The organism is Corynebacterium sp. HMSC066C02 (assembly GCF_001814945.1).
In the GTDB taxonomy this organism is placed as follows: domain Bacteria; phylum Actinomycetota; class Actinomycetes; order Mycobacteriales; family Mycobacteriaceae; genus Corynebacterium; species Corynebacterium aurimucosum.
The window spans coordinates 14,619-40,649 of record NZ_KV818441.1; the positions used below are offsets into that span (position 1 = coordinate 14,619).

General features: G+C 61.9%; 22 protein-coding genes. 11 read left to right on the forward strand and 11 right to left on the reverse strand.

All coding sequences use genetic code 11. The annotated features are described in order from the left end of the window. Window positions 1-5: 5 nt before the first annotated feature. Window positions 6-842: an LmeA family phospholipid-binding protein gene (locus HMPREF2996_RS03165; protein WP_070730081.1), complete on the forward strand. Its 837-nt coding sequence runs from the start codon at window positions 6-8 to the stop codon at window positions 840-842. On the opposite strand, the gene HMPREF2996_RS03170 is transcribed toward HMPREF2996_RS03165, so the two are convergent. Then, window positions 839-1,879: a diacylglycerol/lipid kinase family protein gene (locus HMPREF2996_RS03170; RefSeq protein ID WP_070710529.1), complete on the reverse strand. Its 1,041-nt coding sequence runs from the start codon at window positions 1,877-1,879 to the stop codon at window positions 839-841. The two genes, HMPREF2996_RS03165 and HMPREF2996_RS03170, sit on opposite strands and share 4 nt — an antisense overlap. A gap of 63 nt (window positions 1,880-1,942) precedes the next feature. On the opposite strand from HMPREF2996_RS03170, the gene HMPREF2996_RS03175 reads away from it, so the two are divergent. Next, a complete protein-coding gene (locus HMPREF2996_RS03175) occupies window positions 1,943-2,617 on the forward strand; it encodes a heme-binding beta-barrel domain-containing protein (protein ID WP_010189008.1) in 675 nt (224 codons plus the stop codon). A 53-nt stretch (window positions 2,618-2,670) separates the two neighbouring features. Here the strand turns inward: HMPREF2996_RS03175 and HMPREF2996_RS03180 are convergent, their stop codons facing one another. Beyond that, complete coding sequence (locus tag HMPREF2996_RS03180) at window positions 2,671-3,558, reverse strand: aminodeoxychorismate lyase (protein WP_070443885.1); 888 nt, start codon at window positions 3,556-3,558, stop codon at window positions 2,671-2,673. 30 nt (window positions 3,559-3,588) lie between these two features. Between HMPREF2996_RS03180 and HMPREF2996_RS03185 the strand changes: the two genes are divergently transcribed. Both HMPREF2996_RS03185 and HMPREF2996_RS03190 read left to right on the forward strand, forming a co-directional pair. After that, on the forward strand, window positions 3,589-4,650 hold the full coding sequence (locus HMPREF2996_RS03185; protein ID WP_070645645.1) for a CAF17-like 4Fe-4S cluster assembly/insertion protein YgfZ: 1,062 nt from the start codon (window positions 3,589-3,591) through the stop codon (window positions 4,648-4,650). A gap of 188 nt (window positions 4,651-4,838) precedes the next feature. After that, window positions 4,839-5,066 (forward strand): DUF3073 domain-containing protein, encoded by a 228-nt coding sequence (locus HMPREF2996_RS03190; protein ID WP_201829151.1) that lies wholly within the window; start codon window positions 4,839-4,841, stop codon window positions 5,064-5,066. Between the two features lie 117 nt (window positions 5,067-5,183). Here the strand turns inward: HMPREF2996_RS03190 and purM are convergent, their stop codons facing one another. The 3 genes from purM to HMPREF2996_RS03205 are packed head-to-tail and all read right to left on the reverse strand — an operon-like array spanning window position 5,184 to window position 8,184. Next, window positions 5,184-6,236, reverse strand: coding sequence for a phosphoribosylformylglycinamidine cyclo-ligase (gene purM, locus HMPREF2996_RS03195; RefSeq protein WP_010188991.1), 1,053 nt, complete (start codon window positions 6,234-6,236; stop codon window positions 5,184-5,186). 21 nt (window positions 6,237-6,257) lie between these two features. After that, entirely contained in the window at window positions 6,258-7,745 is a 1,488-nt protein-coding gene (gene purF / locus HMPREF2996_RS03200) for an amidophosphoribosyltransferase (protein ID WP_210398892.1), read from the reverse strand. A 34-nt stretch (window positions 7,746-7,779) separates the two neighbouring features. Next, a complete protein-coding gene (locus HMPREF2996_RS03205) occupies window positions 7,780-8,184 on the reverse strand; it encodes a sterol carrier family protein (protein WP_070443897.1) in 405 nt (134 codons plus the stop codon). Window positions 8,185-8,217: 33 nt separating this feature from the next. Here HMPREF2996_RS03205 and HMPREF2996_RS03210 point away from each other — a divergent pair, with 33 nt between their 5' ends. After that, window positions 8,218-9,252, forward strand: a complete 1,035-nt coding sequence (locus HMPREF2996_RS03210) for an acyl-CoA thioesterase (RefSeq protein WP_070443900.1) — start codon at window positions 8,218-8,220, stop codon at window positions 9,250-9,252. 50 nt (window positions 9,253-9,302) lie between these two features. Here HMPREF2996_RS03210 and HMPREF2996_RS03215 read toward each other — a convergent pair whose 3' ends face one another. Together HMPREF2996_RS03215 and HMPREF2996_RS03220 are read right to left on the reverse strand one after the other, a co-directional pair. Then, window positions 9,303-10,232 (reverse strand): MaoC/PaaZ C-terminal domain-containing protein, encoded by a 930-nt coding sequence (locus HMPREF2996_RS03215; protein WP_070730085.1) that lies wholly within the window; start codon window positions 10,230-10,232, stop codon window positions 9,303-9,305. After that, window positions 10,233-11,573, reverse strand: coding sequence for a 3-oxoacyl-ACP reductase (locus HMPREF2996_RS03220; protein ID WP_070443906.1), 1,341 nt, complete (start codon window positions 11,571-11,573; stop codon window positions 10,233-10,235). It lies immediately after the preceding gene. Window positions 11,574-11,758: 185 nt separating this feature from the next. On the opposite strand from HMPREF2996_RS03220, the gene HMPREF2996_RS03225 reads away from it, so the two are divergent. The 3 genes from HMPREF2996_RS03225 (at window position 11,759) to HMPREF2996_RS03235 (ending at window position 15,905) form a co-directional block, all read left to right on the forward strand. Then, window positions 11,759-13,057 carry an acetyl-CoA C-acetyltransferase gene (locus HMPREF2996_RS03225; RefSeq protein WP_070710528.1) on the forward strand — a complete coding sequence of 433 codons (1,299 nt, stop codon included), beginning with the start codon at window positions 11,759-11,761 and terminating at the stop codon, window positions 13,055-13,057. Between the two features lie 29 nt (window positions 13,058-13,086). Then, a complete protein-coding gene (locus HMPREF2996_RS03230) occupies window positions 13,087-15,171 on the forward strand; it encodes an acyl-CoA dehydrogenase family protein (protein WP_070730087.1) in 2,085 nt (694 codons plus the stop codon). A gap of 95 nt (window positions 15,172-15,266) precedes the next feature. Beyond that, window positions 15,267-15,905, forward strand: a complete 639-nt coding sequence (locus tag HMPREF2996_RS03235; protein WP_070730089.1) for a DUF6891 domain-containing protein — start codon at window positions 15,267-15,269, stop codon at window positions 15,903-15,905. Between the two features lie 27 nt (window positions 15,906-15,932). Here HMPREF2996_RS03235 and HMPREF2996_RS03240 read toward each other — a convergent pair whose 3' ends face one another. Further along, window positions 15,933-16,634 carry a PAQR family membrane homeostasis protein TrhA gene (locus tag HMPREF2996_RS03240; RefSeq protein ID WP_070730090.1) on the reverse strand — a complete coding sequence of 234 codons (702 nt, stop codon included), beginning with the start codon at window positions 16,632-16,634 and terminating at the stop codon, window positions 15,933-15,935. Between the two features lie 243 nt (window positions 16,635-16,877). Here HMPREF2996_RS03240 and HMPREF2996_RS03245 point away from each other — a divergent pair, with 243 nt between their 5' ends. Next, entirely contained in the window at window positions 16,878-17,915 is a 1,038-nt protein-coding gene (locus HMPREF2996_RS03245; RefSeq protein ID WP_070730093.1) for an alpha/beta hydrolase, read from the forward strand. Between the two features lie 297 nt (window positions 17,916-18,212). Further along, the gene (locus HMPREF2996_RS03250) at window positions 18,213-19,172 is read left to right on the forward strand and encodes an Abi family protein (protein ID WP_070645627.1); all 960 of its coding nucleotides are present in this window, start codon (window positions 18,213-18,215) and stop codon (window positions 19,170-19,172) included. 75 nt (window positions 19,173-19,247) lie between these two features. On the opposite strand, the gene purL is transcribed toward HMPREF2996_RS03250, so the two are convergent. Genes purL through purS form a run of 3 tightly spaced genes read right to left on the reverse strand, consistent with a single transcriptional unit; the run spans window position 19,248 to window position 22,466 of the window. After that, window positions 19,248-21,545, reverse strand: a complete 2,298-nt coding sequence (gene purL, locus HMPREF2996_RS03255) for a phosphoribosylformylglycinamidine synthase subunit PurL (protein WP_070730095.1) — start codon at window positions 21,543-21,545, stop codon at window positions 19,248-19,250. 28 nt (window positions 21,546-21,573) lie between these two features. Next, window positions 21,574-22,236, reverse strand: a complete 663-nt coding sequence (gene purQ, locus HMPREF2996_RS03260) for a phosphoribosylformylglycinamidine synthase subunit PurQ (RefSeq protein ID WP_070645623.1) — start codon at window positions 22,234-22,236, stop codon at window positions 21,574-21,576. Next, window positions 22,236-22,466, reverse strand: coding sequence for a phosphoribosylformylglycinamidine synthase subunit PurS (gene purS, locus HMPREF2996_RS03265; RefSeq protein WP_039676532.1), 231 nt, complete (start codon window positions 22,464-22,466; stop codon window positions 22,236-22,238). The genes purQ and purS overlap by 1 nt, the downstream gene beginning before the upstream one ends. 229 nt (window positions 22,467-22,695) lie before the next feature. Between purS and HMPREF2996_RS03270 the strand changes: the two genes are divergently transcribed. Then, window positions 22,696-25,914 (forward strand): ExeM/NucH family extracellular endonuclease, encoded by a 3,219-nt coding sequence (locus HMPREF2996_RS03270; protein ID WP_246822981.1) that lies wholly within the window; start codon window positions 22,696-22,698, stop codon window positions 25,912-25,914. Window positions 25,915-26,031: the final 117 nt, after the last annotated feature.

Consider the following 26,031-nt stretch of genomic DNA (forward strand, 5'->3'; position numbering starts at 1 on the left):
GAAGGGTGACCGTCATCTATCTCAGCCGCCCCGTCGTCCGACTCGCCGCCGTCGCGGGCGTGGTCCTGACCGCATGGCTGGCGGATTCCGCGGTGGCGATGCATGCCGAGCACACCGTGGCACAGAAGGCGAAAGCCAGTTCCCAGCTGGAAAGCAGCCCCAATGTGTACATCGGCGGCGTTCCTTTTACCCTCGGCGCGCTGACCAAAGAGGTTCCTTACCTCGAGGTCAACTCCTCCGACGTGGAGGTACCCAAGCTCGGGATGGTCAACGCTTCCACGACGCTGCGCGATATCACCATTCGCCCCGAACAACTCTTCAGCGGGGACCTGGAAGGTGCTCCGGTCTCCACCTACACGCGCAGCATTAGCATCGACGGAGTAGCCCTCGGCCGCCTGCTGGGCATTACGGACCTATCCATCGCCAACCCAGATGACATGTCCCCCACTGGTGGCCCGTCTGCCGAAGCGGAGCTCACCGGCACGCTGCCAGGAGACACCACTAAGTCCACGGCGACGGTAACGCTGCGCCTCGTCGGTCCGGAGTTTCGCATGAGCGTCTACGGGACCGATGATGAACGCCTCAAGAAAGCGTTCGGGCTGGTCTTGGATACTCGTCAACTACCGTTGCCTGCCCAGGCCACCTCCGTGAAGCTGCACGGCGGCTCCATCACCTTCGAGGTGCAGCGCCGCAACATCACGTTGAAGACCGCGCAGCTCTCACCGCTGGAGATCGACGGCTCAGAAGAAAAGGCCGTCGAGGATGCAGCGCAGAAGGCACAAGACACGGCCAACCAAGTGGGTAGCGCACCAACGACTCCGCCGAGCTGGCGCCAGAACTAGTTGATTCGAATGAGGTCCCGCAGGATCCTGCGGATGCTGCGGTGCGTGGGCGGGGTCGGGTCGATGGGAGCGAATACCTCCAATGCGTCCGCTTCCGATTCCAGGTGCACTTCTGTGAAAGTGCCTTCCGACTCCCCATCCGCCTGAAAACGGTGTGGTTTCGGGCACACCAGATCCACCTCGACGGCATCCTCGAAGTGCAGCGTACGGGCATCCGTAACTTTATTCAGCCAGTGGCGGTGATCCACGCCGAAGAGGTGGAGCACACCGACGAGACCATCAATACCGCCAAGGTCTGACACCCCGAATAGGCCAAGTCCTTGGTCGAAGGAGTTGCGCGGATTGGTCACCACGGGCAGTGGGCCGAGGAAAGTCCACGGGTTGGTGTTGGAGGTGAACATGACGGGTACGTCATCAGCCGCGAAGGTTTCTCCCGAACTCGAGCGCGCACGCACGCTAATGCGCGGTGGGCGGATGCGGGCGCGCTGATAAGCCTGAAAGGTCACGGCCAAATAGCGCAACGGGGTAGCTGCAAAGCCCAACTCCCGAGCACGGTCCACGCGAGCCAGCACGTCGGCGTCCAACCCGAAACCAGCATTGACCGCGAACCATCTGTCATTCCACACACCTAAGGAGACGGTGCGACGCGTATTGCGCTCCAGCATCCGAGCCAACACGTGCGCTGCCTCGACCGGGGTATTAGGGAAACCAAGGGCGCGAACGAAGACATTGGCAGAACCAGTGGGGATCACTGCGAGTGCTGGAATCTCCTGGGGGCTGGGGCGCTCTGCGGAATCTGCAGGACCCAGCAGCCCGTTTACAACCTCATTCACCGTGCCATCGCCGCCGAAGACCAAGATGACATCGAAGTCTTCCCGCGTCATGCCGCGCACCATATCCTGCGCGTGCCCCGGGTAGTGCGTGAAGCGGGCCAGCAGCTGCAGCCCCTCCACGTCCCGAATAACGGGCAGAACCTCACGGAAAAGGGCCGAATTCTGACTCGTGGAGTTCGGGTTTGAGATCAGCAAAACGCGCATGACTCCCAAGACTACTGGAGCCTAGTGGTTACCGTGATGCCACCACGACTACGCTGGGGCAGCATGAGCGAACAGACTAATAGTGAAAACCAGACGGAAAATACCCACCCGGAGAACACCAAGATCGACGGCAACGCAGCCGTTAACCAAGCTGCTGAAGCGTGGAAGGATGCTGCCTCCCGCAACATTCCTACCGTTGATGTGGCTGATAACCCCCTGCCGGATGAGACGGCGAACCTACGCCAAGGCCCGTCACTGCACGATGGCCTCCTGGGGCTTCTCCCCCTCGTCGGTGTCTGGCAGGGCGAAGGCCAGGCTCACAGCACCGACGGCGAACAGTACGCCTTTGGCCAGCAGCTCATCATCGCCCACGACGGTGAGAACTACCTGACCTACACCTCCCGCACCTGGAAGATCGATTCCGAGGGCAAACCGGTGGGCCCAGATGTCCGCGAGTCCGGATTCTGGCGCATCTCCCTCAAGGACGAGATTGAGATGACCTACACCTCCTCCAATGGCATCAACGAGATCTTCTACGGCTCGCTGTTCAACGAGCGCGCCTGGCAGCTGGAATCTGCGTCCACCATGGTCACGGAAACTGGGCCTACCAACCTCGGCCCCGGCAAGCGTATGTATGGCCTCATGCCGAACAACAACCTGGGCTGGGTAGATGAGCGGCTTGTCGACGGCGAAATGCGCCCCTTCATGTCCGCCGAGCTCACCCGCGTGGCAGGCTAATCAGCAGGCGAGCTAGCTGAGCTAGCTAACGCTAGCTCGCAGTACGAGGGAGTCTAGCGCGCCAGGGCGGCGTCGATCAGCGCGCGTATTTCCTCCGCGTTCGCCGGCGCCTTGAGCTTCTTGCCATCGAGGCGCGTCACGCGCACCGCCGTGCGCACTGAAGACACAAGCCACACCGAGTCGGCTTCCTCGAGGTAGCGCAGGTCAAGCTCCTTCGCCTTGCAGCGATAGCCCTGATCGGAGGCGTATTCGAAGAGCGCCGCTTGCGTCGTGCCGGGCAAAATACCCTTACCCGCAGGCGTGCGCAGCTTCGCCCCCTTGACCGCCACCACGGTAGAGGTGGCGCCTTCCAGCACCAGTCCCGTATCGGGATCAGTAAAGATCACATCATCAAACCCACGCTCGCGTGCCAGGCGCAGCGTAGCCATTGTGGCCGCATAATTCAGCGTTTTCGCAGGTAGCTCCTCCGCTACTTGCCACAGGCGCGGGGTGCTCATCACCTTGACGCCGGTAGCGCGCTGTGCCACAACCGCGTCTGAAACCTCCTGAACCACCACCCAGGCCGTGGGCACACCGGTGGAGGCGCGGCCCCGGGTATAAGTCCACGTGCACTTGGCTTCTAGCGACGAGCCCTCCTCTCCATCCGCGCCGGCGGGGCCATAGAAGTCCGCGATGGCCAGCTCAGTGGCTTCTTGCCACTTGTGCATCGGCGGCTCCGGCAGATCGAGCGCGCGGGCGGAATGCCGGAAGCGCTCCGCGTGGCGGTGAAAATTAGCGGCCTTGCCATTACGGACGAGGAGGGACTCGAAGATCCCGTCGCCGCGCGTCACCGCGGCATCATCCCAATAGACCAACGGAAGGTTCGGCATATGACGCCGCACCGACCCTCCAAACGGTTCCACAACGTAGATGACCGGCTCTTTCCTGCGCTGAAGGCTCATAGACCCGATTATGCCCTACCATCGGAGGGCGTGAGTTACTCTTCGCCACTTCTTTCCCGGCCCGGAGCTACTGAGTTCCAGGGCAGCACGCTTGTCGATGTCTCCGGGGTCCCCTGGCACTATGGAAACCCCCTTGTGGAGCAGCGCGCGGTAGAGACAGGTTCCGCCATCATCGACCGCTCCCATCGCCGCGTCATCGCGGTGTCTGGCCCCGATGCCCGTGCCTTCCTGCATAACCTGCTGAGCCAGAAGCTCGACGATGTAGACAGCGGCTTTTCCGCAGGCGCTCTTGACCTCAACATTCAGGGCCACGTCCTACACCACATGGATCTGTCCTTCGACGGGGACACCTTTTACCTCGACGTGCCCACAGCACAGTTCGAGTCTTTGCGAGATTTCCTTACCGCCATGGTGTTCTGGTCCCAGGTCACCGTGGAGGAAGCAGACGCGGCGGTCATCACGGTTCTGGGGCAGTCGCTGCAGCAGCCCTCGGCGGCCTTGGTCGAGCGTTCTGTGCAGTGGCCGGGCTGTCCACGCCAGGATTTCCTCGTGCCGCGCCAGCGGCTCGATGCTGCCGTAACAGAGCTGGAGAAGCAGGGCGGAAGCTTAGCGGGTCTCATGGCATATACCGCAGAGCGAGTGCGCGCACGTGAGCCCGAACGGGCTGCTGACCTCGATGAGAAAACCATCGCCCATGAGGTTCCACAATGGATCCGGCGCAACGACGATGTGCCCGCATTCGTTCATCTAGAAAAAGGTTGCTACCGCGGACAGGAGACAGTAGCGCGCGTAGAGAACCTCGGCCGCTCTCCCCGTTTGCTGGTGATGCTTTACCTCGACGGGTCCGCTCCAGAGCGCCCCGATAGCGGCGCCGACATTACGCTCGGGGGACGGCGCGTTGGCCGGCTCGGCACCGTGGTGGAGGACTGCGATTATGGCCCCATCGCACTTGGTCTGATTAAGCGCAGCGCTCTCAACAACGGGGATCTGAACATTGGCTCTGTGGCAGCTTCGGTTGAACCAGAGTCCATCCCCACCGATGAGGGCCCCAAGGCCGGGCGCGCCGCTGTGGACCGCCTACGCGGAAAGTAGTGGCGAATTACACATTCGCCTCTTCTCCGCGGGCTAGAGCCCTTTTCGACGCGACGCTGGGGGGTAGTTCGGAATTTTTTCGTCACACAGGCTATGGTGTCTTACAGGAACATACACATATCTGACTAAGACGATGGGGCGGCCAAGAATCCCTGGACCGCCCTACACACCTCAAGGGGGTCATGCACATGGGACGCGGACGCGCAAAGGCAAAGCAGACCAAAGTTGCACGCCAGCTGAAGTACAATTCGCCCGAGATGGACCTGGATTCGCTCCAGCGTGAACTCGCCTCACAGAACTCCAAGCGCTCCCGCGATGAGGACGAGGACCCGTACTCGGAGTACGCGGATTACGAAGACTATGCGGATCGCTGGAACTCGGACGAGTGGGATGAGGATGATTCCGACGCGCGCTAAGCGCTTGGATCACTTCCCCACCGTGCACAGCACGTAAGCGAAGGGCCGGCAAGGCTTCCCTCAATAAGAGGAGGAAACTGCCGGCCCTGTTCCTTTCCCAGGTTCCTTTCCTAGGACCTAGAACCCTGGGTGCTCGCCCGTCATCAGAACGCGCGGCTCGCCTTCTTCGGCAACGCGGACGGTGCCCAGCTCCCATGCTTCAACGTGGCGGGCAGTCATCATGGCCAGTGCGCGCTCGCGATCCTCCGGCGCAACGACGGCGATCATGCCGACGCCCATGTTGAAGGTCTTCTCCATCTCTTCGAGCGCCACCTTGCCCACCGAGGAAATGGTCTTGAAGATCTGGCCCGGAGTCCACGTCGAGCGGCTCACCTCAGCGGTCAGGCCCTCCGGGATGACGCGCTCCAGGTTGCCAGCGAGGCCACCGCCGGTGACGTGGCAGAAGGTGGACACCGCGCACTCAGAGACCAGGGCCAGGCAGTCCTTGGCGTAGATACGGGTAGGCTCCAGTAGTTCCTCACCGAGAGTACGGCCCAGGTCTTCCATATAGCCGTCAAGCGGCAAACCGGCCTGCTCCAGGAGGACGTAGCGCGCCAAGGAGTAGCCGTTGGAGTGCAAACCAGAGGACTTCATAGCGATCAGGACGTCGCCGTCACGTACCTTGTCTGGGCCGAGGAGCTCATCGGCCTCCACCACGCCAACGGCGGTGGCGGAGACGTCGTATTCATCCTTGCCCATGACGCCTGGGTGCTCCGCGGTCTCACCGCCGAGGAGGGCAGCACCAGCCTGGACGCAGCCCTCAGCAATGCCCTTCACAATCTCCGCTACCTTTTCCGGAACAACCTCGCCCACCGCGATGTAGTCCTGCAGGAAAAGCGGCTCGGCTCCGCACACGACGAGGTCATCCACGCACATGGCGACGAGGTCGATGCCGATGGTGTCGTGCTTATCCATGGCCTGGGCCACGGCCAGCTTGGTACCCACGCCATCAGAGCCAGCTGCGAGGACCGGCTCCTTGTAGTCCCCCAGCTTGAACAGGCCGGCGAATCCGCCGAGCCCACCCATCACCTCGGGGCGGGTGGCACGCTTGGCGTGGGGGGTAATTAGCTCTACTGCGCGGTCGCCTTCCTCAATGTTGACGCCGGCGGCAGCATACGTGTTCTCGCTCATGAATGACTTAGTCCTTATTCCTTAGTTTGTCGTCGAGCCCTGCAGGGTGCGCACGGCCTCAGCATTCGGGTTTCCGGCGGGCAGTCCGAGTGGGTACTTCCCATCGAAGCATGCGCAGCACAGTTCGTTGCGTGGCTGTTGGGTAGCCGCCACCATCTCATCGGTGGAGACGAAGCCCAGCGAATCCGCACCGATCGCGGTGCAGATGGTCTGTGCTACTTCTTCCGGATCATCGGAGGGGTTGGCATTGGCAATAAGCTCGCCTGGCGAGGCAAAGTCGATGCCGTAGAAGCATGGCCATTTCACCGGCGGGGCGGCAATGCGCACGTGGACTTCGGCAGCGCCGGCTTCCCGCAGCATCCGGATTAGTGCGCGCTGCGTGTTACCACGCACGATCGAATCATCCACCACCACGATGGACTTGCCTTCGATGACCTCCCGCAGCGGATTGAGCTTGAGGCGAATGCCCATCTGTCGCTGGGTCTGTGTGGGCTGGATGAAGGTGCGCCCCACATAGGAGTTCTTCACCAAGCCATGCGCAAAGGTCAGCCCGGATTCGCGGGCATATCCCACGGCGGCCGGGTTGCCGGACTCAGGAACGGGGATCACCATGTCCGCATCGGGTGCTGGGTACTGGCGCGCTAGACGACGCCCAATTTCCACGCGCGTAGCGTTGACCGAACGGCCCTTGATATTGGTATCCGGCCGCGCCAGGTAGACATATTCGAAGACGCAGCCGTGGCGCTTAGTTTCTGCAAAGCGCTCGGAGCGAATGCCCGTCTCATCGATAGCAACGAGTTCGCCCGGTTCGATCTCCCGAATAAATTGCGCGCCGACGATATCGAGCGCACAGGTCTCACTGGCTACCACCCAGCCCGTGTTGAGCCGACCGAGGGCAAGCGGGCGCACGCCATGCGGGTCGCGGGCGGCGTAGAGGGTGTGCCCGTCCGTAAAGGTCAGGCAGTACGCTCCTTTCACGGTGGGCAAGAGCTGCAAAGCGGAATCGAACACGCTACTGTCTTCGCTCACGCCATCAGCCAACAAGATGGACAGACACATGGAGTCCGAAACGGACTCTTCCTGCGGTTTGATGAGCCCGCGTTCCACAGCCTTGGTGCGCAGCTCCTGGTAGTTCACCAAGTTTCCGTTGTGACCAAGCGCGATGTCGACGCCGCTGGGCGACGTCCCAAACATCGGCTGTACATTCGACCATTCCTTGCCACCCGCAGTGGAATAACGCGTGTGGCCGACGGCCACGTTTCCGTGCAGTGAGGTGAGGATGGATTCATCGAAGACATTGGAGACTAGGCCCATGTCTTTGAAGACAACAATGCGGTCATCATCCCCGACCGCGATGCCGGCGGCCTCTTGACCGCGGTGCTGGAGGGCGAAAAGTCCGAAGTAGGTTAACTTGGAAACCTCTTCTCCTGGTGCCCAAACACCGAAGACTCCGCATTCTTCGCGGGGCTCCGGATCCAGGCTGGGATCCGTAGACAGGGGCTTAGTCATGCTCTGGACGTGTTCAGCTACCACGGCGCTAATCCTAGCCGTTCCGGCCAGTGAAAACTAACGGAATCACGGGCAGGCAGCCAGCGATCTCGTGAGAACGGGAGCCGGAGGCGTCCACGCGGCCGTCGTGAAGCGCCTGCTCCCAGTCCAGGACGCCCGTGGCCAGCTGCAACCACGTCTGGGGATCCGTCTCCACCACATTCGGAGGAGTACCCCGGGTGTGCCGAGGCCCGGCGATACACTGCACTGCCACGAATGGGGGGACCCGCAATTCCACGGAGTGACCCGGCGCGTCCGCCTCCAACAGGCGAGCTGTGGTCCGAGTGGCTTTCGCAAGGGCCGGGCGACCTGGTTTTTCCACCCCTTCAGGGTCACGGATCCACTCCTCCACCGCTTCGACAGCAGCGCGGGTGGTGGCGGCATCAACAGCCTTTTTCATACGGTCAGCACGCTCCCTGATACTTTGTTATCCATGTCACCAACCATGCCACCAAGCTCCTCGGAAGAAAAGAAGCCTGTCCCAACCGGCAAGTCTCCCTCCATCACGCTGCGGTTTATGGCCGCCCCGACAGATCTCACTATCGCCGGCGCCCAAGGCATCGGCGGCGGCCGCGTTCTAGAGTGGATCGATAAGGCCGCCTATGCGTGCGCGGTCCAGTGGTCGGGCACCTACTGCGTGACAGCCTACGTGGGCCATATTCACTTCACTCGCCCAATCCCTTCGGGCCACTTGGTGGAGGTGCGCTCACGAATCGCGATGACTGGGCGATCCTCCATGCACATCGTCAACGAGGTGCTCTCCGCTGACCCTCGCGATGGCATTTTTACCCGCGCCTGCGACTGCCTCGTCATCTTCGTGGCCAAAGATACCGAGACCGGAAAGTCGGTGGCTGTTCCGCCGCTGATTCCGGACACCACTGAGCACCAGCGTGTGTGGGAGGCTGCAGAATCCCGCATCGAGCTGCGCCAGGCCATCGAAGCGGAAATGGAAAAGCAGACTTATGATGGCCCTTCCGATGCACCCCGAATGGTCAACCGCTTCTTGGCTAAGCCCACCGATGTCAATTGGGGCGGCAACGTCCACGGTGGAACGGCCATGGAATGGATTGATGAGGCCGGCGCTGCCTGCACTATGGAATGGTCGGGTGAGCACACCGTCGCGGTCTATGCCGGTGGTATTCGCTTCTACCGGCCCATTCACATTGGAGACCTCATCGAAGTGGATGCCCGCATGATGCGCACGGATACCCGCTCGATGCAGATGTCGGTCCACGTGCGCTCGGGCAACCCGCGCGGTGGCCGCGAGCAACTGGAAACCGCCATCCACGCCACCGTCTCCTACATGGCGATGGACGCCGACTGGCAGCCGCTAGCTGCCCGCCAGTTCACTCCACGCACCGAAGAGGATAAGCGCTTGTGGGAGCACGCCGGCATTCTTCGTGGCCTGCGCGGCAAGTACTCCCCGAAGCCGCTGGTGGTGGCACCACAGCACCAGCACGTAGATTAGCCTGAGGCTCACCCACCACCCCACAGCTGCTTGGCGCTAGTGCCGAGGGGCTAGTCCACTGGCTCAACCCGGCACGCCACGTGGAGGGAGCTTGGGTCCTTGGCCTTACGCAACGCAACGGTGCGGGCTCCGATCTCACTGTTTGTGGCGACGCTCGGAGCCACAAACACTCCCGTGCTCGCTGGAAGAATGACGGGCTTGTAGAAATCCGCGCTGATGCGAACAGCACCCGGAAGGGTGCCGTCGAGCACCGACAGCATACGGGCGTGCGTGTACATGCCATGCGCGATGGGCGCGGGGAAGCCGAAGAGCTTGGCGCCCACAGCGGAAACGTGAATGGGGTTCTTATCGCCAGATGCCGCCGCATAGACGCGAGTGCTCTCGGCACTAAAGCGCAGCGTTGCCGTGGGGGTTCTCACCTCATCGCCGGGGAAGTCGAGGAAACGCTCGGCCTCCGGGCGCGTTTTCACTTGCCGCGGGGTGTCCTTGGTGAATTTCGCGCCTTGGCCTAGAAAGACCGATGTCTGGCGCCAGATCTCCTCCCCCTCCACGCTGTAGGTGGTCACCATATCAATGACCAGCCCCTTGCGGTGCGGTCGCAAGTTTTCCGCATGCACGGTGATGTCGCAGCTCTCGTCGACGCGCAGCGGGCGGATCTGTTCAATGCGGTTGGACAGGTGCACCACGCCCACAGCGAGGAAAGGAAAGTCCTGGGCGGCCATCACCTTGATGGCGAGGGGGAAGGCCAGCGCGTAGAGATAAGTAGCGGGCAGCTCGTTGCCCAGACGCAGGCCCGTGGCTTGGCAGTAGCGCGCGAGGTGCTCGGTGTCTACGCGCACTCCCGCGACCCGGTAAGCAGTCTGTGGGTCGTCGACCTTGCGCTTGCCTGCCCCCAGCCCGGGGATGGGCACTGCACCTACCATCAGGCTGCGGTAGAGCGCAGGAAGATCTGGAATCTCGTTGAGTGTGGTGACGTTCATTTAGGCTCCCATGAGGTTCTGGCCGCAGACGCGGACGGTGTTGCCGCTTACCGCCGCGGAGGCCGGCGAGGCGAAGAAAGCGACGGTCTCGGCGACGTCAACAGGCAAGCCGCCCTGCTGCAGTGAGTTCAAACGGCGGCCGATCTCGCGCGGGCCGGTCGGCATCGCGGCGGTCATGGCGGTCTCAATGAAGCCCGGCGCCACGGCATTGATGGTGGAACCATTCTCGGCGAGGACGGGACGCAGGGCGTCGACCAGCCCGATAATGCCGGCCTTGGTGGTGGCGTAGTTCGTTTGGCCGCGGTTACCGGAGATGCCGGCCATGGAGGACACACCGACCACGGCCGCACCCGGTGCGAGGGATCCAGACTCCAGAAGGTTTTCGGTGATACGCACCGGCGCCAGAAGGTTAACGGCCAGGACAGCATCCCACTGGCCTTCATTCATATTGGCCATAAGCTTGTCACGGGTAATGCCGGCGTTGTGAACGATGACGTCAATAGCTCGGCCATGGCGCTCCTGGGCGTGCTGGGCAATCTTGTCCGCGGCCTGAGGGTCAGTGACGTCGAGAGGCAGCGCGGTGCCTTTGACCTTGTTCGCGGTCTTTGCCAGGTGCTCGCTGGCCTGTGGGACGTCGATACAGATAACGCTGGCACCGTCGCGCGCCAGCACTTCCGCGATGGTGGCGCCGATACCGCGGGCGGCACCGGTCACCACTGCAAGCCGCCCATCGAGTGGCTGCTCCCAGTTCTGTGTCCCACTGCTATGTCCGGAAGGAACCTGTCCCTGGGCGCTGACGCGCACAACCTGCCCATCCACGAAAGCCGACTTTCCGGAAAGAAAGAAGCGGACCGTGGACTCCACCTCTGAGGTGGCCGCGGGGTCTACCCACACCAGGTTCACAGTGCCGCCCTTGCGCATCTCCTTAGCCAAAGAACGGGTAAAGCCTTCGAGGGCGCGTGCGCTAATGCGGGCGTCGATGGTATCTGCCGCCTCCGGGGTGGTACCGACAACTACCAAGCGCGCGCATGGCAGGAGGTTGCGCATCTGGGGGTTGAAGAAGTCATAAAGCTCACGCAGCTGTTCAGGGGTGTCTAGGCCGGTGGCGTCAAAAACGAGGGCAGCGCGCTTCGCCTCTGCCGAAGAGTTGATGACCTGGTAGTCCACGGCTAGCTGGGAGCGCAAGAAGTCTGCGATGCGCCCCTGACCGCCGATGACAATGGGACCATCGAGCGCCGGTTCCCCTACCTTGTGGCGGCGCAGGGGGTACCCCTGCGGTACTCCTGCTTTGGCGGCGAGCGGTGAGTTGATGAGCTTCTCAGCAAATGTGACGTGCGGCATAGGCTGGCCTGTTCCTTTCTCGGTTCTTCACAACCTTGCAAGCCTTGATCGAGCGGTTGCAAGGTTAGTTAATTAAGTGATAGAACTAACAATATCACTTTAGTTGTGACGCGAAATAAACAGTCGGGTTGCTACCCCCTCCCACTGGGACGATTCGCACAAGACCACTCGCGAAGGAGTTTTCAATGACCAACCCCCCGCACCGCGTAGCCATCCTGGGTGGCAACCGCATTCCCTTTGCTCGCTCCAATAAGCAGTACGCTCATGCGTCCAACCAGGACATGCTTACCAGTGCGCTGGATGGCCTCGTGGCACGCTACGGGTTGCACGATGAACGCCTAGGCCTCGTGGCAGCCGGCGCAGTTCTCAAGCACTCCCGCGATTTCAACCTCACCCGCGAATCCGTACTCGGCTCCGCCCTCGATTCCACGACGCCAGCTATCGATATGCAGCAGGCCTGCTGCACTTCCCTTGCGGCAGCCATCCACGTCGGCGATGCCATCGCCCAAGGACGCATCTCCGCCGGCATCGCAGGAGGAACGGACACCACCTCAGACGCCCCGCTGGCTGTCAATGACACGCTGCGACGCACACTGCTCAACCTCACCCGTGCCAAGACCGCCGCACAGCGCGCACAGCTCGTCGGCTCCATCCGCCCATCGCAGCTGGCTCCGGAGCAGCCGCAGAATGGCGAACCCCGCACTGGGCTCTCCATGGGTGACCACGCCGCCATCACCGCCCGCGAGATGAACGTCAGCCGCGAAGCCCAGGACGAGCTGGCACTCGCCTCCCACCAGAACCTCCACAAGGCCTGGGAGGAGGGCTTCTTCAATGACCTCACCACCGGCTTCCTCGGCGTCAATCGCGATACCAACCTGCGCCCGGACTCCTCCCTGGAGTCCCTAGCCAAGCTGAAGCCAGTCTTTGGTAAACGCGATGCCGAGCAGCACGGCACGCAGGCCACCATGACCGCAGGCAACTCCACGCCGCTGACCGACGGCGCCTCCGTGGCCCTCCTCAGCTCTGAAGAGTGGGCTGCCGAACACAACATCGAACCCCGCGCCTTCCTGGTGGACTCCGAGACCGCGGCCGTCGACTTTGTCCACGGCCCAGACGGCCTTCTCATGGCCCCCACCTACGCGGTCCCGCGCCTGCTCGAGCGCAACAACCTAAGCCTGCAGGATTTCGATTTCTACGAGATCCACGAGGCCTTCGCCTCCCAGGTACTCGCCACCCTGTCTGCATGGGAGGACGAGACCTACTGTCGCGAGCGCCTCGGCCTGCAGTCTGCACTCGGCCCCATCGACCGCGCCAAGCTCAATGTCAAGGGCTCTTCTCTAGCAGCCGGTCACCCCTTCGCCGCTACCGGCACCCGCATCCTCGCCACCACGGCCAAGATTCTTGAGGAAAACGGCGGCGGACGCGCCCTCATTTCCATCTGCGCCGCCGGCGGCCAGGGTGTCGCAGCCATCGTCGAGCGTTAAGCACCGCCCTCTCAGAAAGGACCCCCATCATGGCACTCACCAAGTCTTCTTCAGACAAGAAACCCGTCTCCCCAGAGCTCAACAACCAAGCCTCCACCGACGCCCCCAAGGCCGAGGCCCGCAGCCCACACCGCCTGCCCACCACCCCGAAGCCTGCTGTTGCCACCGAACTTGCCGCGCTTCTCGACGGCCCCCACGCCGCCTTCCGCCAGGAGCTGCGCACCTTCCTCAACGATCCTTCGCTCTTCCCGAACCCGGATCTGCCCATGGCGGAGCAGCGCCAACACACCTTTGAGAACCTCTCCAAAGTTTGTGACTTCGGCGGATTCAACCACGGCCTGCGCCGCGCCAACGGCGGTGCCGGAAAGCCAAATCTCTCCACCTTCACCCTCGAAGGCTTGGCGTGGGTCGACGGTTCGCTGGCGATTAAGTCCGGTGTGCAGTGGGGCCTGTGGGGTGGAGCGCTGGATCAGCTAGGCACCGAGCGCCACCTCAAGTGGGTTGAGAAGGCCGCCAGCCTGGAGTTGCCGGGCTGTTTCGCCATGACTGAGCGCGGCCATGGTTCCGATGTGCAATCCCTCGAGACCACCGCCACCTTCGACCCGGAGACCGATGAGTTCATCATCAACACCCCCTCCGATTCCGCGGTGAAGAACTACATCGGTAACGCCGCCAAGGATGGCCGCGCCGCAGTCGTCTTCACCCAGCTCATCACCCCAGATAGCGACGGCCGCTCCCACGGCGTCCACGCCATCATCGTCCCCATCCGCGATGAAGAAGGCAACGAGCTGCCAGGCGTTACCTTGGGCGATCATGGCCACAAGGGTGGTTTGGTAGGCGTCGATAATGGCACCTTGCGCTTCGACAACGTCCGCGTGCCGCGCGAGAACCTACTCAACCGCTTCGCCGATGTGGACGAGAAGGGCAAGTACTCCTCCCCCATCGAGTCCAAGAATGCTCGCTTCTTCACCATGCTGGGCACTCTCATCCGCGGCCGCATCGGCGTATCCGGCGCAGCGGGCGCCGCCACCGAGGCTTCCCTGGACATCGCCATCCGCTACGCCAACCGCCGTCGTCAGTTCGAGGGCGCGACCGGCGCCGAGAAGCGCCTCATTGAGCACCGCCAGCACCGCCGCCGCCTGCTCATTCCGCTGGCCCGTACATACGCGCTGCACCTGCTCTACAACCAAATTCTGGAGCGCTACCAGGAGCAAAACGATCAGCACGAGGCTGGCACCTGGTCTGTGACGGAGCCGACCGAAGAGCAGAAGTTTGCCTCCCGTGAGATGGAATCCCTAGCAGCTGCCATCAAATCCGCGCAGACCCAGCACGCCACCCGCACTATCCAAGAGTGCCGCGAGGCCTGCGGTGGCGCCGGCTACATGTCCGAGAACCGCCTGACCACCTACCGCGCCGATTCCGATGTCTTCGCTACCTTCGAGGGCGATAACACTGTGCTCATTCAGATGGTGGGCAAGAACCTGCTCACCGCCTATGGTCGCGCGATGAATGACATGAGCCCGTGGGACACCGTGAAGTACGCGGCTACCACCGCCACCGATGTGGTTCGCCGCCGCTACGGGTTCACTACTCGCCTGCAAGGCCTGGTGGACCGCGTGAATCCTTCAGAGGCCTCGCTTTTCGACGCCACCTACCAGGCCAAGCTGATCGACGATCGCGCCCAGTCCATCCTCTTCTCCCTCGTGCGCCGCATCCAGCCGGCTCGCAAGGCCGATAAGGTGCAGGCCGCCGCCATCGTGGATCAGTGCCAGGATCACCTCATCGCCGCCGGCTGGGCCCGCGTGGATACCTTGTTGGTCCAGGCCATGATTGAGGCAGAAGAGCGCCTTGAGGAAGGTTCGCTGGCACGCCAGGTCTTCGAGCAGCTGCGCCACCTCTTCGTCTTCGACACCTTGGTTCAGCACGCGGGCTGGTACCAGGAGCACAACCTGATTCCGGCCGGCCGCATGAAGGCCGCCCGCGCTGCTATCAACGACCTCGTCGATTCGCTCGCACCATGGTCCGTCGTTCTCGTGGATGCCTTCGGCGTTCCGCCTGAGGTGCACAACATCCCGATGCTCACCGAGGCCGGTGTGGATCCGCTCCACGTCTAGTCACGCCACGCATCTCGAGGGCACCTCCGCCACCTGGCGGGGTGCCCTCCCTGCTTTCAACGACTGTCAGCATCACGCATCTACCATCCACAGGCATGACCACACCACACTCCATGTTCTCCAGTTCCTTCCCGCCTTCCGAAGACATCTTGGTCTCCGGAACCCTTCGCAACGACATCTCGCTGCATCTGTGCCACGGCCATTCACGCCAGGACATTCACAACGACTTCATCGAGCTTCTCGACGATCCTTCCGAGTGGACCCGCACCCGCAAGGACCCGTTCCCAGAAGATTTCGACGCCATCATCGACGAAGTTGCCGCCGATTACGCTCAAAAAGTTACAGAAAAGTCTGCTGATGCACAGCGCCTCGACGCCCTTCGGGATGAACTGCGACAGCACAACCTAGCTTTCAGCTTCGACGAGGGCTGGGACGCCTCCGACGGCGCTGAGTGCGGAGCCGAACAAGCGGAAGAAGACGATGCCGCAGGATATGTTTACTGCCATATGCAGGATATCGACAGGCTGATTCACACCGGAGAACTTTTCTTCGGTTTCGGCACCATGAAAACCGATGACGAGCTCAGCACGCCAGCAAGCGTTGGCGAGCAACTCGTCGAAGCGCTGCGCGCTGTTGGTTTCAACCCCACCTGGGATGGCAACCCTAACGCACGTGTGCTCTGCCAAGGCCTAGTTGTCGAATTTCCCCTCGCAGAGGACCTCACCAACGCCTAATAGACGCTTTCAATAGATCCTTTAAAGCTAGCCCGCAACAACCATCCAGATGGCTACCATGTGCACCACCGCCGCGGCAATCGTCGCGGTGTGAAAGTGCTCGTGGTAGCCATACCAACGTGCGTTGCGACCCGGCCACTTGAAGCCGTACATCAGCGCCCCCACTGAATAGACCACGCCACCCGCAAAAAGCAGCCACACCACGGCCGGCCCTGCGGAGTGCCACAGATTCGGCAACAGAGGCAGGATGAGCCAACCCAGCACGAGATAGACCACCACGTCCAGCCACCGCGGATGATTAATCCACACCAAGTTCAAGACAACCCCCATGGTGGCGCCCACCCACGCAGCAGTCAGCATCCATAGCGCCTGCGTGGGCTCCAGCACGATGGCACACAGCGGCGTGTAGGTCGACGCGATGAACACCGAAATCGTCGCGTGATCAGCACGCCGCCACCACTGCACAGCACGCATCGATACCCATGGCCAGCGGTGGTACAGCGCCGAGACTGTAAAGAGGCCAACCACGCCGACGCCATACACCGTTACTGCTAACCCCTGCCACCACGGCAGCGTCATCCACGCAAAGGTAATCAACACTGTCGATGCGATCAGGGAAGCAAGAGCAGCAAAGAGGTGACCCCAGCCACGCGTGAGTGGGCGCGGGCCGCGGTCCGCCATCCAGTAGGTGCGCTGAATGCGCTGCTCCATGGTGCTGCGATCACGCATAGAGCTTTCTGCAGCTGGCGATTCCTGCGGGGAAGATATGTGAGCACTAGGTGCGTTCATAGTGAGGGCCCTTGCCTTATGTGAAATGCGGGTCATGCGTAGAACGCATTCACCCCCAAAACTTACGTACCCGTAACTATACGGCCGAGCATTGCAGCAGACAAGGGTGGAGCGAAAGTTTCCTCCAGTTTTTCTTCCGATATTTGCAGTTCGAGGGCGCTGACGCCGTAAACTACCCACATTATGCTTTCCTTTGTCTCACGTTCTCGCCGCGCCGCGGCGCTGGTCGCAGCTGCCATGGTGGCACTGGGGACGGCGTCGGCAAGCATCGGCTCCGCCTCCGCCCAGTCCAGCACCATCGGCGAGGTTTCCTCGCGCGTGACCAACCCGCAGCCCTGGCTCGGCGACAAGGCCTTCATTACCGCAAAGCGTCACATGGGCGGCAACCACTGGGTGGTGGACGTCTGGTCCCCGGCCAATCATGCGGTGATTTCTAATAACGTCCTGCTCCCCGAGGGCGATAAGCCGCGCCCCTCCTTCTACCTGCTGCCCGGCGTGGAGGGCGGCCAGGCCGGCATGAACTGGATGACACACTCCGATATCCGCCACTGGGCCGTGGGCAAGAACGTCAACGTGGTGATGCCGCTTGGCGGCGCTTACTCTCTCTACACCGATTGGAATGCCGAGGATCCGATCCTGGGCGTCAACAAGTGGAACACCTACATGACCGCTGAGTTGCCCCCGCTGATCGACGCCGAATTCCACGGCACCGGCCGCGATGCCATCGGCGGCATTTCTTCTACTGGCGGCGCCGCACTCGACATCGCCGGTCACGCCCCACAGCGCTACAAGGCCGCAGCCTCCTACTCCGGCTGCCCAGTACGCTCCGGTGCGATTGGTTTCCCTACCTCCACCGCGATGATTGCCTACGGCGGCGGCTCCTCCTTCAACGCGTGGGGCCTGCCAGGCTCCCCACAGTGGTTCGAACACGACCCCAACGCCAACCCCGGACGTCTGCGCGATGTCGAGGTCTTCGTTGGCTCGGCCTCCGGCGCCCCGGGCCCCATCGATGGCACCAACAACCCCGCCCAGTGGCTCGGGCCCCGCGCGGTAGAGATGGTGGCCAACCAGTGCTCGGAGGAATTCACCCGCAACGCCCGCAACGCCGGGGTGCGAGTGAACCGTTACTTCAGCCCCCAGGGTTCGCACACCTTCAACCTCTTCTCCCACCAGATGAAGCTGAGTTGGGACCAGACCATCGCCCGCACTATCGGCGCCTAAGTTTTGACTGGTTGTCGCTTCACTGCAGACGCAAGCCCCCTTCATCACCACGACCACGAAATATACCCACTGCAGGATTTGATTCCACTAACCCTCAGCTAAACAACTAGATCTTCAAGGTTCACGTTTGCCCGAAAAAAGGGATTGACGCATGTCAAGATTCTGCGGTAAAATTTTGGTTAATAGTTCAGCCCGCCCGGTTCCCTTCGGAAACACGGAGCGGGCTGGATCTCTATTTGCGCAGTCTCGCCAACACTGTCATCGTGGCAACACATCCCACCTCTAGATTGGCTTTTCATGTCTTCTACGCTCAAGCCAGCAGCGACCATTGGCGAACACATTCTTCGCCTGCAAAGCCGCGGCATGAAGATCGACAGAGCTTTAGCTGAACAATGGTTTTCACACGTCAGCTACTACCGGCTTTCTGCCTATTGGTATCCGGCTAGACAGTTCACTGAAGACGGAACTAGCCGAATTAGCAGCTTCGTCGATGGTACTGACTTTGCCGACGTCGTCTCCTTATATGAAGCCGATCGGAAACTCCGTACCCTGATTCATGATGGTATGGAGCGAATCGAGGTTGCGATGCGCACCAAGCTCGTCGAGCTACTGTGTACTCGACACCCCAATGATCCTACTTTCTATCTCCGTTCAGACGACTTTCGGCCAAACTTTGACCACGTGTCGTGGCTGAGTACAGCGTACGGTCGGCTTGCGAGAGCGAAGAAGAGCGACGCCGTGAAGCACTACATTGATGAATACGGTGGACAGTATCCCATGTGGGTTGTGGCTGAAGTGCTCGATTTTTCGGACATTTCAAAGCTCTATGCAGGCTTAGGATCCAACGATCAACGGTCAATTTCGGAAGCGCTGAATATAAAGATCAACTTCTCTAGTTTGAATAGGAATCAGAAGCAAAGACTTACGAAGAAACATCCGCTGGCGAGTTGGCTCGAGCAGCTAACTGTCATTCGGAATACATGTGCCCACCATGGAAGGCTGTGGAATCGTTCATTTGCTCCGGCTCCAACTGAGGTTATCCGGAACAATGGAAACCTACACATCCTTCCAGAGAATCAAAGTGAGAAGTTATTCGGCGCTTTGATAATCATGGCGCATTTACTGCGGACTGTGTCTCCTGGAACCACGTGGCCTGAAAAAGTAGTGGCCTTGTTAAATGGACACTTCCTCACCAATCCTCTTGTCGAAAAAGCCAGTATCGGTATTCATGGCAACTGGGATGAAGAAACAATTTAAATGACTCGGAAAAGGAAAAGCCCGGCCGAAGCCGGGCTGATGCAGCGTCAACGCTGCTGAGCGGAACTGCGCGTTTTACTCCACGACGGAGTTGGCACCCACCGCGTGGCCGAAGAGGTCCGGCAGGGTTGCTGCCCAAGCCTCGCGTAGCTCAGAAACGGCGATGGCTTCACCGCCGAGCTCCAGCTCACCGCTGTCGGTGGTCTGGCCGACGACGACGGCCGGAACACCGCACTCCTCGGCGCGCTGCAGCAGCATGTCGACGCGGTCAGCGGTCGTTGCTACCAGCACTCGGGAGGCGGACTCAGAGAAGGCTGCCACGAAGGCGTCCTCGTGGACCTTAGACAGATCCAGGCTCAGGCCCACGCCGCTGCGCTTGGCCATCTCGAATGCGGTGACGGCGAGGCCACCTTCGGAGATGTCGTGTGCAGCGGTCAGGCCTTCGTTGCCCACGAAGAAGTCCGCGAGACGCTGCTCGTTGGCCAGGTCCACCTGTGGCGGCAGGCCATTGAGTCCCTTCTCTGACTCGTGACCTTGTTCACGAGCGCTTACCTGCTGCCAGATGGAACCACCGAACTCATCCTTGGTCTCACCCAGCAGAACAAGGACCTCCGGCTCCTCTACGCGTCCAAGCTCGTTGCCGATGGACGTGTGGACGTCGTCGATGACACCCAGGACGCCCACGACGGGCGTCGGCAAGATCGGCTCCTCGCCGGTCTGGTTGTAGAAGGAGACGTTGCCACCGGAGACGGGGATTCCGAGTTCCACGGCGCCGTCGGCAAGCCCGTGCACGGACTCGCGGAACTGCCACATGACGTCCGGGTTTTCCGGGGAGCCATAGTTGAGGCAGTTGGTGATGGCGACCGGGCGGGCGCCGGTGACGGCGACGTTGCGGTAGGCCTCCGCCAGAGCCAGGCGTGCGCCCATGTTCGGGTCCAGCTTGGTGTAGCGGCCAGACGCGTCAGCCGACACCGCGATACCGCGGCCGGTCTCCTCATCAATGCGCAGAACACCAGCGTTCGCGTGGTGGGACTGCACGGTGTTGCCGCGCACGTAGCGGTCATACTGCTCAGTGATGAAGTCACGTGAACACAGTGCCGGGGAGGCCACGAGCTTCTTGAGCGCCACAGTGATGTCCTGCTTCTCGACGCCCTCGAATTCCTGCAGCGCATCCTGCCACTCCGGGCGCGCGTAGGGGCGGTCGTACACCGGCCCCTCGTTGGCGATGGTGTGTGCCGGGGCATCGACGACGACCTCGCCCTGGTGGCGAATGATGAGGTGCTTGCCGGTGGTGACCTCACCGATCTCGGCGCAGGTGACGTCCCAGTGCGCGCAGATCTCCTTGAACTTCTCCACGTTCTCCGGGGTCACCACGGCGCACATGCGCTCCTGGGACTCGGAAGCGAGGATCTCTGCGGCGGTCATATCCTTGGCGCGCAGCGGGACGTTGTCCAGGTTGATCTCCATGCCGCCGTCGCCGGACGCAGCCAGCTCGGAGGTGGCACAGGCCAAGCCCGCACCGCCCAAATCCTGGATGCCAACGACGATGCCGGACTTGTACAGCTCCAGGCAGCACTCGATGAGAACCTTCTCCGCGAACGGGTCACCCACCTGGACGGCCGGTAGCTTGCGCTCCGCGCCATCCTCGAAGGTGTCAGACGCCAGCACAGACACGCCGCCGATGCCGTCGAGGCCGGTGCGCGAGCCGAAGAGCATCACCTTGTTTCCGGTACCAGAAGCGAAGGCCAGCTTGAGGTCCTCGACCTTCAGCGTGCCCACGCATAGCGCGTTGACCAGCGGGTTACCGGCATAAGATTCATCAAAAACGGTTTCTCCGCCAATGTTGGGCAAGCCCAAGCAGTTACCGTAGTGCGAAATGCCGTCGACGACACCCGGCAGAACGCGCTTGGTGTCGGGTGCATCCGCCGGGCCGAAACGCAGCTGATCCATCACGGCAATCGGGCGCGCGCCCATGGCCATGATGTCGCGGACGATGCCGCCCACGCCCGTCGCGGCGCCCTGGTGTGGCTCCACGTAGGAGGGGTGGTTGTGGCTTTCCACGCGGAAGGTCACGGCGTTGCCGTCTCCGATGTCCACCACGCCGGCGTTCTCACCGATGCCAGCGAGGATCTTGGAGCCCATCTCCTCGGTCATGGTTTCGCCAAAGTAGCGCAGGTGCGCCTTGGAGGACTTATAAGAACAGTGCTCCGACCACATCACCGAGTACATGGTCAGCTCGGCGTCGGTGGGGCGGCGACCCAGGATCTCGCGGATGTGCGCGTATTCGTCATCCTTCAGGCCCAATTCGCGGTAGGGCTGCTCCAGCTCAGGCTGCGCGGCTGCTTGCTCGACGGTGTCGTTGTGTACGGTCATTGTTTCTCCTTATAACCGTCGGCGCGGGTTAAGCGACGACCTTGAGGGCGGACACAAACAAACCCAGACCGTCGGTGGACGGGCCGGTGAGAAGATCGATGGCGTGCTCTGGGTGCGGCATCAGCCCCACCACGTTGCCGGCCTCATTGGTGATGCCGGCGATGCCGTTGATGGAGCCGTTGAAGTTATCGGTATAGCGGAAGACCACGCGGCCCTCGCCCTCCAAGCGTTCCACGGTCTCCGCATCCGCCTGGAAGCGGCCCTCGCCGTGCTTCGCCGGAATCAGGATTCGCTGCCCCTGCTCAAACTCGCTGGTCCAGGAGGTCTGTGCGTTCTCCACCTCGAGGTAGGTATCCACGCAGTGGAAGTGCAGGCCCTGGTTGCGAGTCAGGGCGCCAGGCAGCAAGCCAGCCTCCGTCAAAATCTGGAAACCGTTGCAGATGCCGAGCACCGGCATGCCCTTATTCGCTGCTTCCACCACCGCGCGCATCACCGGGGCCAGCGCCGAAATAGCGCCGGAGCGCAGGTAGTCACCGTAGGAAAAGCCACCGGGAACAACGACGGCGTCCACTCCTCGCAGGTCTTCATCCGCATGCCACAGGGACACGACGTCGGCGCCGGCGGTGCGGGCGGCGCGGGCCGCGTCGACGTCGTCAAGCGTGCCAGGGAAGGTAATAACGCCGATCTTCATTACTGGATGACCTCGTAATCCTCGATCACGGTGTTGGCCAGCAAGGTGGAAGCCACCTTCTCGAGTTCCTCGGCGCTGACCGAATCATCAACTTCAATTTCAAAGCGCTTGCCCTGGCGCACGTCGCTGACACCAGCAACCCCCAGGCGGCCCAGCGCGCGAACGACGGCCTGGCCTTGCGGGTCCAAAATCTCGGCCTTGGGCATGACATTGACAACTACACGAGCCATGAAAATTTTGCCTTACTGTGCGTGAGTATAGGTGCCCCGCCAGTCTATCCCGCCGGCAAGAAAGATTCGGAATCTTTGGGGGTGATGAATTCAAACCAAACGGTTGAAGAATTCTTGGGGAATCCCACCTTAACCCCCAGCTCGCCCTCTGCGCTCCGGTATCACGTGCCCCGAAACCCAGGTAGAACGAGATGCGCTGCCCTTTTCTCACCTATCCAAGGAACCTCTCATGCATTTCAAACGCATTGGCTCACTCGCCATCGCCGCCCTTGTCTCTACCTGCATTGTTGTCCCCCAGGCCAGCGCGGCGGTGGACGGCTCCAACGCCGTCATCTCTGAGGTCTACGGTGGCGGCGGCAACAAGGGTGCCGCGCTTAACCACGATTTCATCGAGCTTTATAACCCCACCTCGGCTGACCTCGACCTCACTGGCTGGTCCGTGGAGTACCTGTCCGCCTCCGGCAACTCTGGCGGAAAGCACGAGCTGTCCGGTTCCCTCCCGGCCGCGGGCCACTTCCTCATCCAGGAAGGTGGTGGCGGCACCGGTGAGCCGCTTCCTGCTCCTGATGCAGAGGGGAACCTGAATCTGTCCGGCTCCAAGGGCTCGGTGAAGCTTTACGACGCCTCCGGGGCCGAGGTAGACCTCGTGGGGTACGGGGAGGCGTCGCTCAGCGAGGGCTCCCCTGCCCAGGCCTTGAACAACTCCACCTCTGCGCAACGCGACGCCGAGGGCACCGACACCGACGACAACGTTGCTGACTTCAGCGCTACAGCGCCGACGCCGAAGTCTGCTGGCGGTGGCGCCACCGCGCCGGAGGACCCCACACCGGCCGAGCCGGGCGCATCCGTCACCATCCCGGAAATCCAGGGCACCGGCGCGGAGTCCCCGCTCAAGGGACAGAACGTCACCACCCAGGGTGTTGTCACCGCCGTGTGGCAGGGTGAGAAGTCCCTCAACGGCTTCACCATCCAGACCCCGGGCACGGGCGACACCGTACCGGCAGAGGCCTCTGAGGCTGTCTTCGTCTACACCGGCGGCACCGGCTTCTACCCAAAGATTGGGGAATCCGTCGAGGTCACCGGCACCGTTGATGAGTACTACGGCCAGACCCAAATCGCCCTGGCCCAGGGCTCCGTCCTCGACACCGCACTCGATCCCGCCACCCCGCTCGCCATCGACGCCCTACCCGAGGGAGATGAGGAGCGAGAGAAGCTCGAGTCCATGCTGCTCAAGCCAGGCGTGCACACGGTGACCGATAACTACGGCCTCAACCGCTACGGCGAGCTCGGTCTAGCACCGGGCACCGAGGCGCTGCGCCAGCCCACCGATATTGTCTCCCCTGGCACCCAGGAGCAAAAGGACATGGAGGCTGCTAACGCGGCGAAGTACGTCATCGTGGATGACGGCTCCACCCGTGACTTCACCCGCGATGGCGCGTCGGCGAAGCTGCCGTACATCATGCAGAACGGCTCGGATGTGAAGACCATCCGCACCACCAACCAGGTGGAGTTTGCCGACTCTGGCGTTATCCTGGGCTACGGCCACAACCAGTGGCGCTTCCAACCCACGTCTCTGATTACCGGTGACTCCGCCACCGCGGATCTGCCGATTACGTGGGATCCGGCACGTCCGGAGGCCCCGCAGGTAGCTGGTGATTACACTGTGGCGGCCTTCAACGTGCTTAACTTCTTCATCAACCTAGGTGAGGACAACGGCGCGAAGGCGTACAAGGACCGCTTTGGCAACGGCGTCGGCTCCGACAGTCCCACCTTCCGCGGTGCGTGGTCCGAGTCTGCATTCAACGACCAGAAGGGCAAGATCCTCTCCGCGCTGGAGGGCCTTGATGCCGATGTCATTGGCCTGTCTGAGATTGAGAACGCCGCGAACACCGTGGATGGCTCCTACGATGACGCCGTGAAGTACCTCGTGGGTGAGCTCAACTCCCGCGCGGGTTCTGAGAAGTGGGATTACGTCAAGGCCCCGGCGAACGCCTCAGCCGATACGGATGTCATCCGCACCGCGATCATCTACAAGAAGGATCGCGTGAAACAGGTGGGTCAGGCCACCTTGCTTGAGGATGAGCGTTTCAAGGGCACCGCCCGCACCCCGCTCGCCGCGGAGTTCCAGCCTGTCTCCGAGAGGTGCGCTGCTGAGGGGCCAGATTCCTTCGTGGTGGTCACCAATCATTTCAAGTCCAAGGGCTCGGTGGCCAATGGCGACGCCGATACCGGCGACGGTCAGGGCAACAACCCGAACGTGCGCAACGCCCACGCCCAGGCCGTCCTCGATGGTTTGTCCAAGCAGCCGCAGTGGCAGGAGAAGGCCACCTTCGTCATGGGTGACTTGAACGCTTACTCCAAGGAAGACGCCATCTCCGTCTTCCGCAACGCCGGCTACACCATCCCGGTAGAAGAGCTCAACGCCCAAGAGGACTGGCAGGACGTGGCCTCCTACCAGTTCTCCGGCCGCCTCGGCTCCCTGGACCACATCCTGGCCAACGAGCACGTCGACGCCCAGGCCGCGCAGACGTGGAACATCAACTCCGACGAGCCGATTGCCATGGAGTACTCCCGCCGCAACTACACCGGCGGCGATGTCTTTGAGGCCAATAACCCGTACCGTTCCTCCGACCACGACCCGGTCAAGGTGGGCTTCAACCTTGCGACGGTGAAGCGCTCTGCGGACGAGCTCGAGGGCTGCGGCTCTGTTGAGAATCCGGATCCAGCTCAAGACCAGGATCAGGCTGATGAGTCTCGCAGCATCAAGTCTGTCACCGTCAACGACGAGGGCCACCTCATCATCACCTACACCGACGGCACCACCGAAGACGCCGGCAATGTTGTCGGTGCCGATGGCAAGGATGGTACCGACGGCGAAGACGGCGCTGACGGCAAGCCAGGCAAAGACGGCCGTGGTATTGAGTCCGTGACCACCAACGACAGGGGCAAGGTCATCGTCGCCTACACCGACGGCACAACCGATAATCTCGGTCTCCTTGTCGGACCGAAGGGCGACCAGGGCTCACCGGGTAGCGACGGCAAAGACGGTAAGGACGGCGCCGATGGTCAAGACGGCAAGGATGGCCGTGGCATCGAGTCCGTGACCACTGACGCTGCGGGCAACCTCGTTGTGAAGTACACCGATGGCACTTCCGAAACCATCAAGGTAGACAGCAAGCCCGCCAGCCGAACCGGTTCTTCTACTGGCGAGCGCTGCCTGCCGACTGCCCTCGGTCTCGCCATCCCCGCAGCCCTTGCCATCCCGCTGGCCTTCCTTGGGTTTGCCAATACACAGTTCAACATCCCGGGCTTCGAGCCGGTCCGGAAGCAGATTGAGTCGATGGCCCGCAACATCCCGCGCGAAGCTCAGTACGCTGCCGGTGGTCTCGGCCTGCTGGCTGCGCTTGGCATCATCGGCGCGGCCTGCGTCCCGACCGGGTCTAAATAAAGCACTCTGCTGAGCGTATTTATTCAGTCTCGTTAAGCCCCTCATCTGAGGGGCTTTTCTCCTACCAGCCCGATTACCCCTCTAACCAGGAATTTTCTTCCTCCGGTTGCGGGGTTG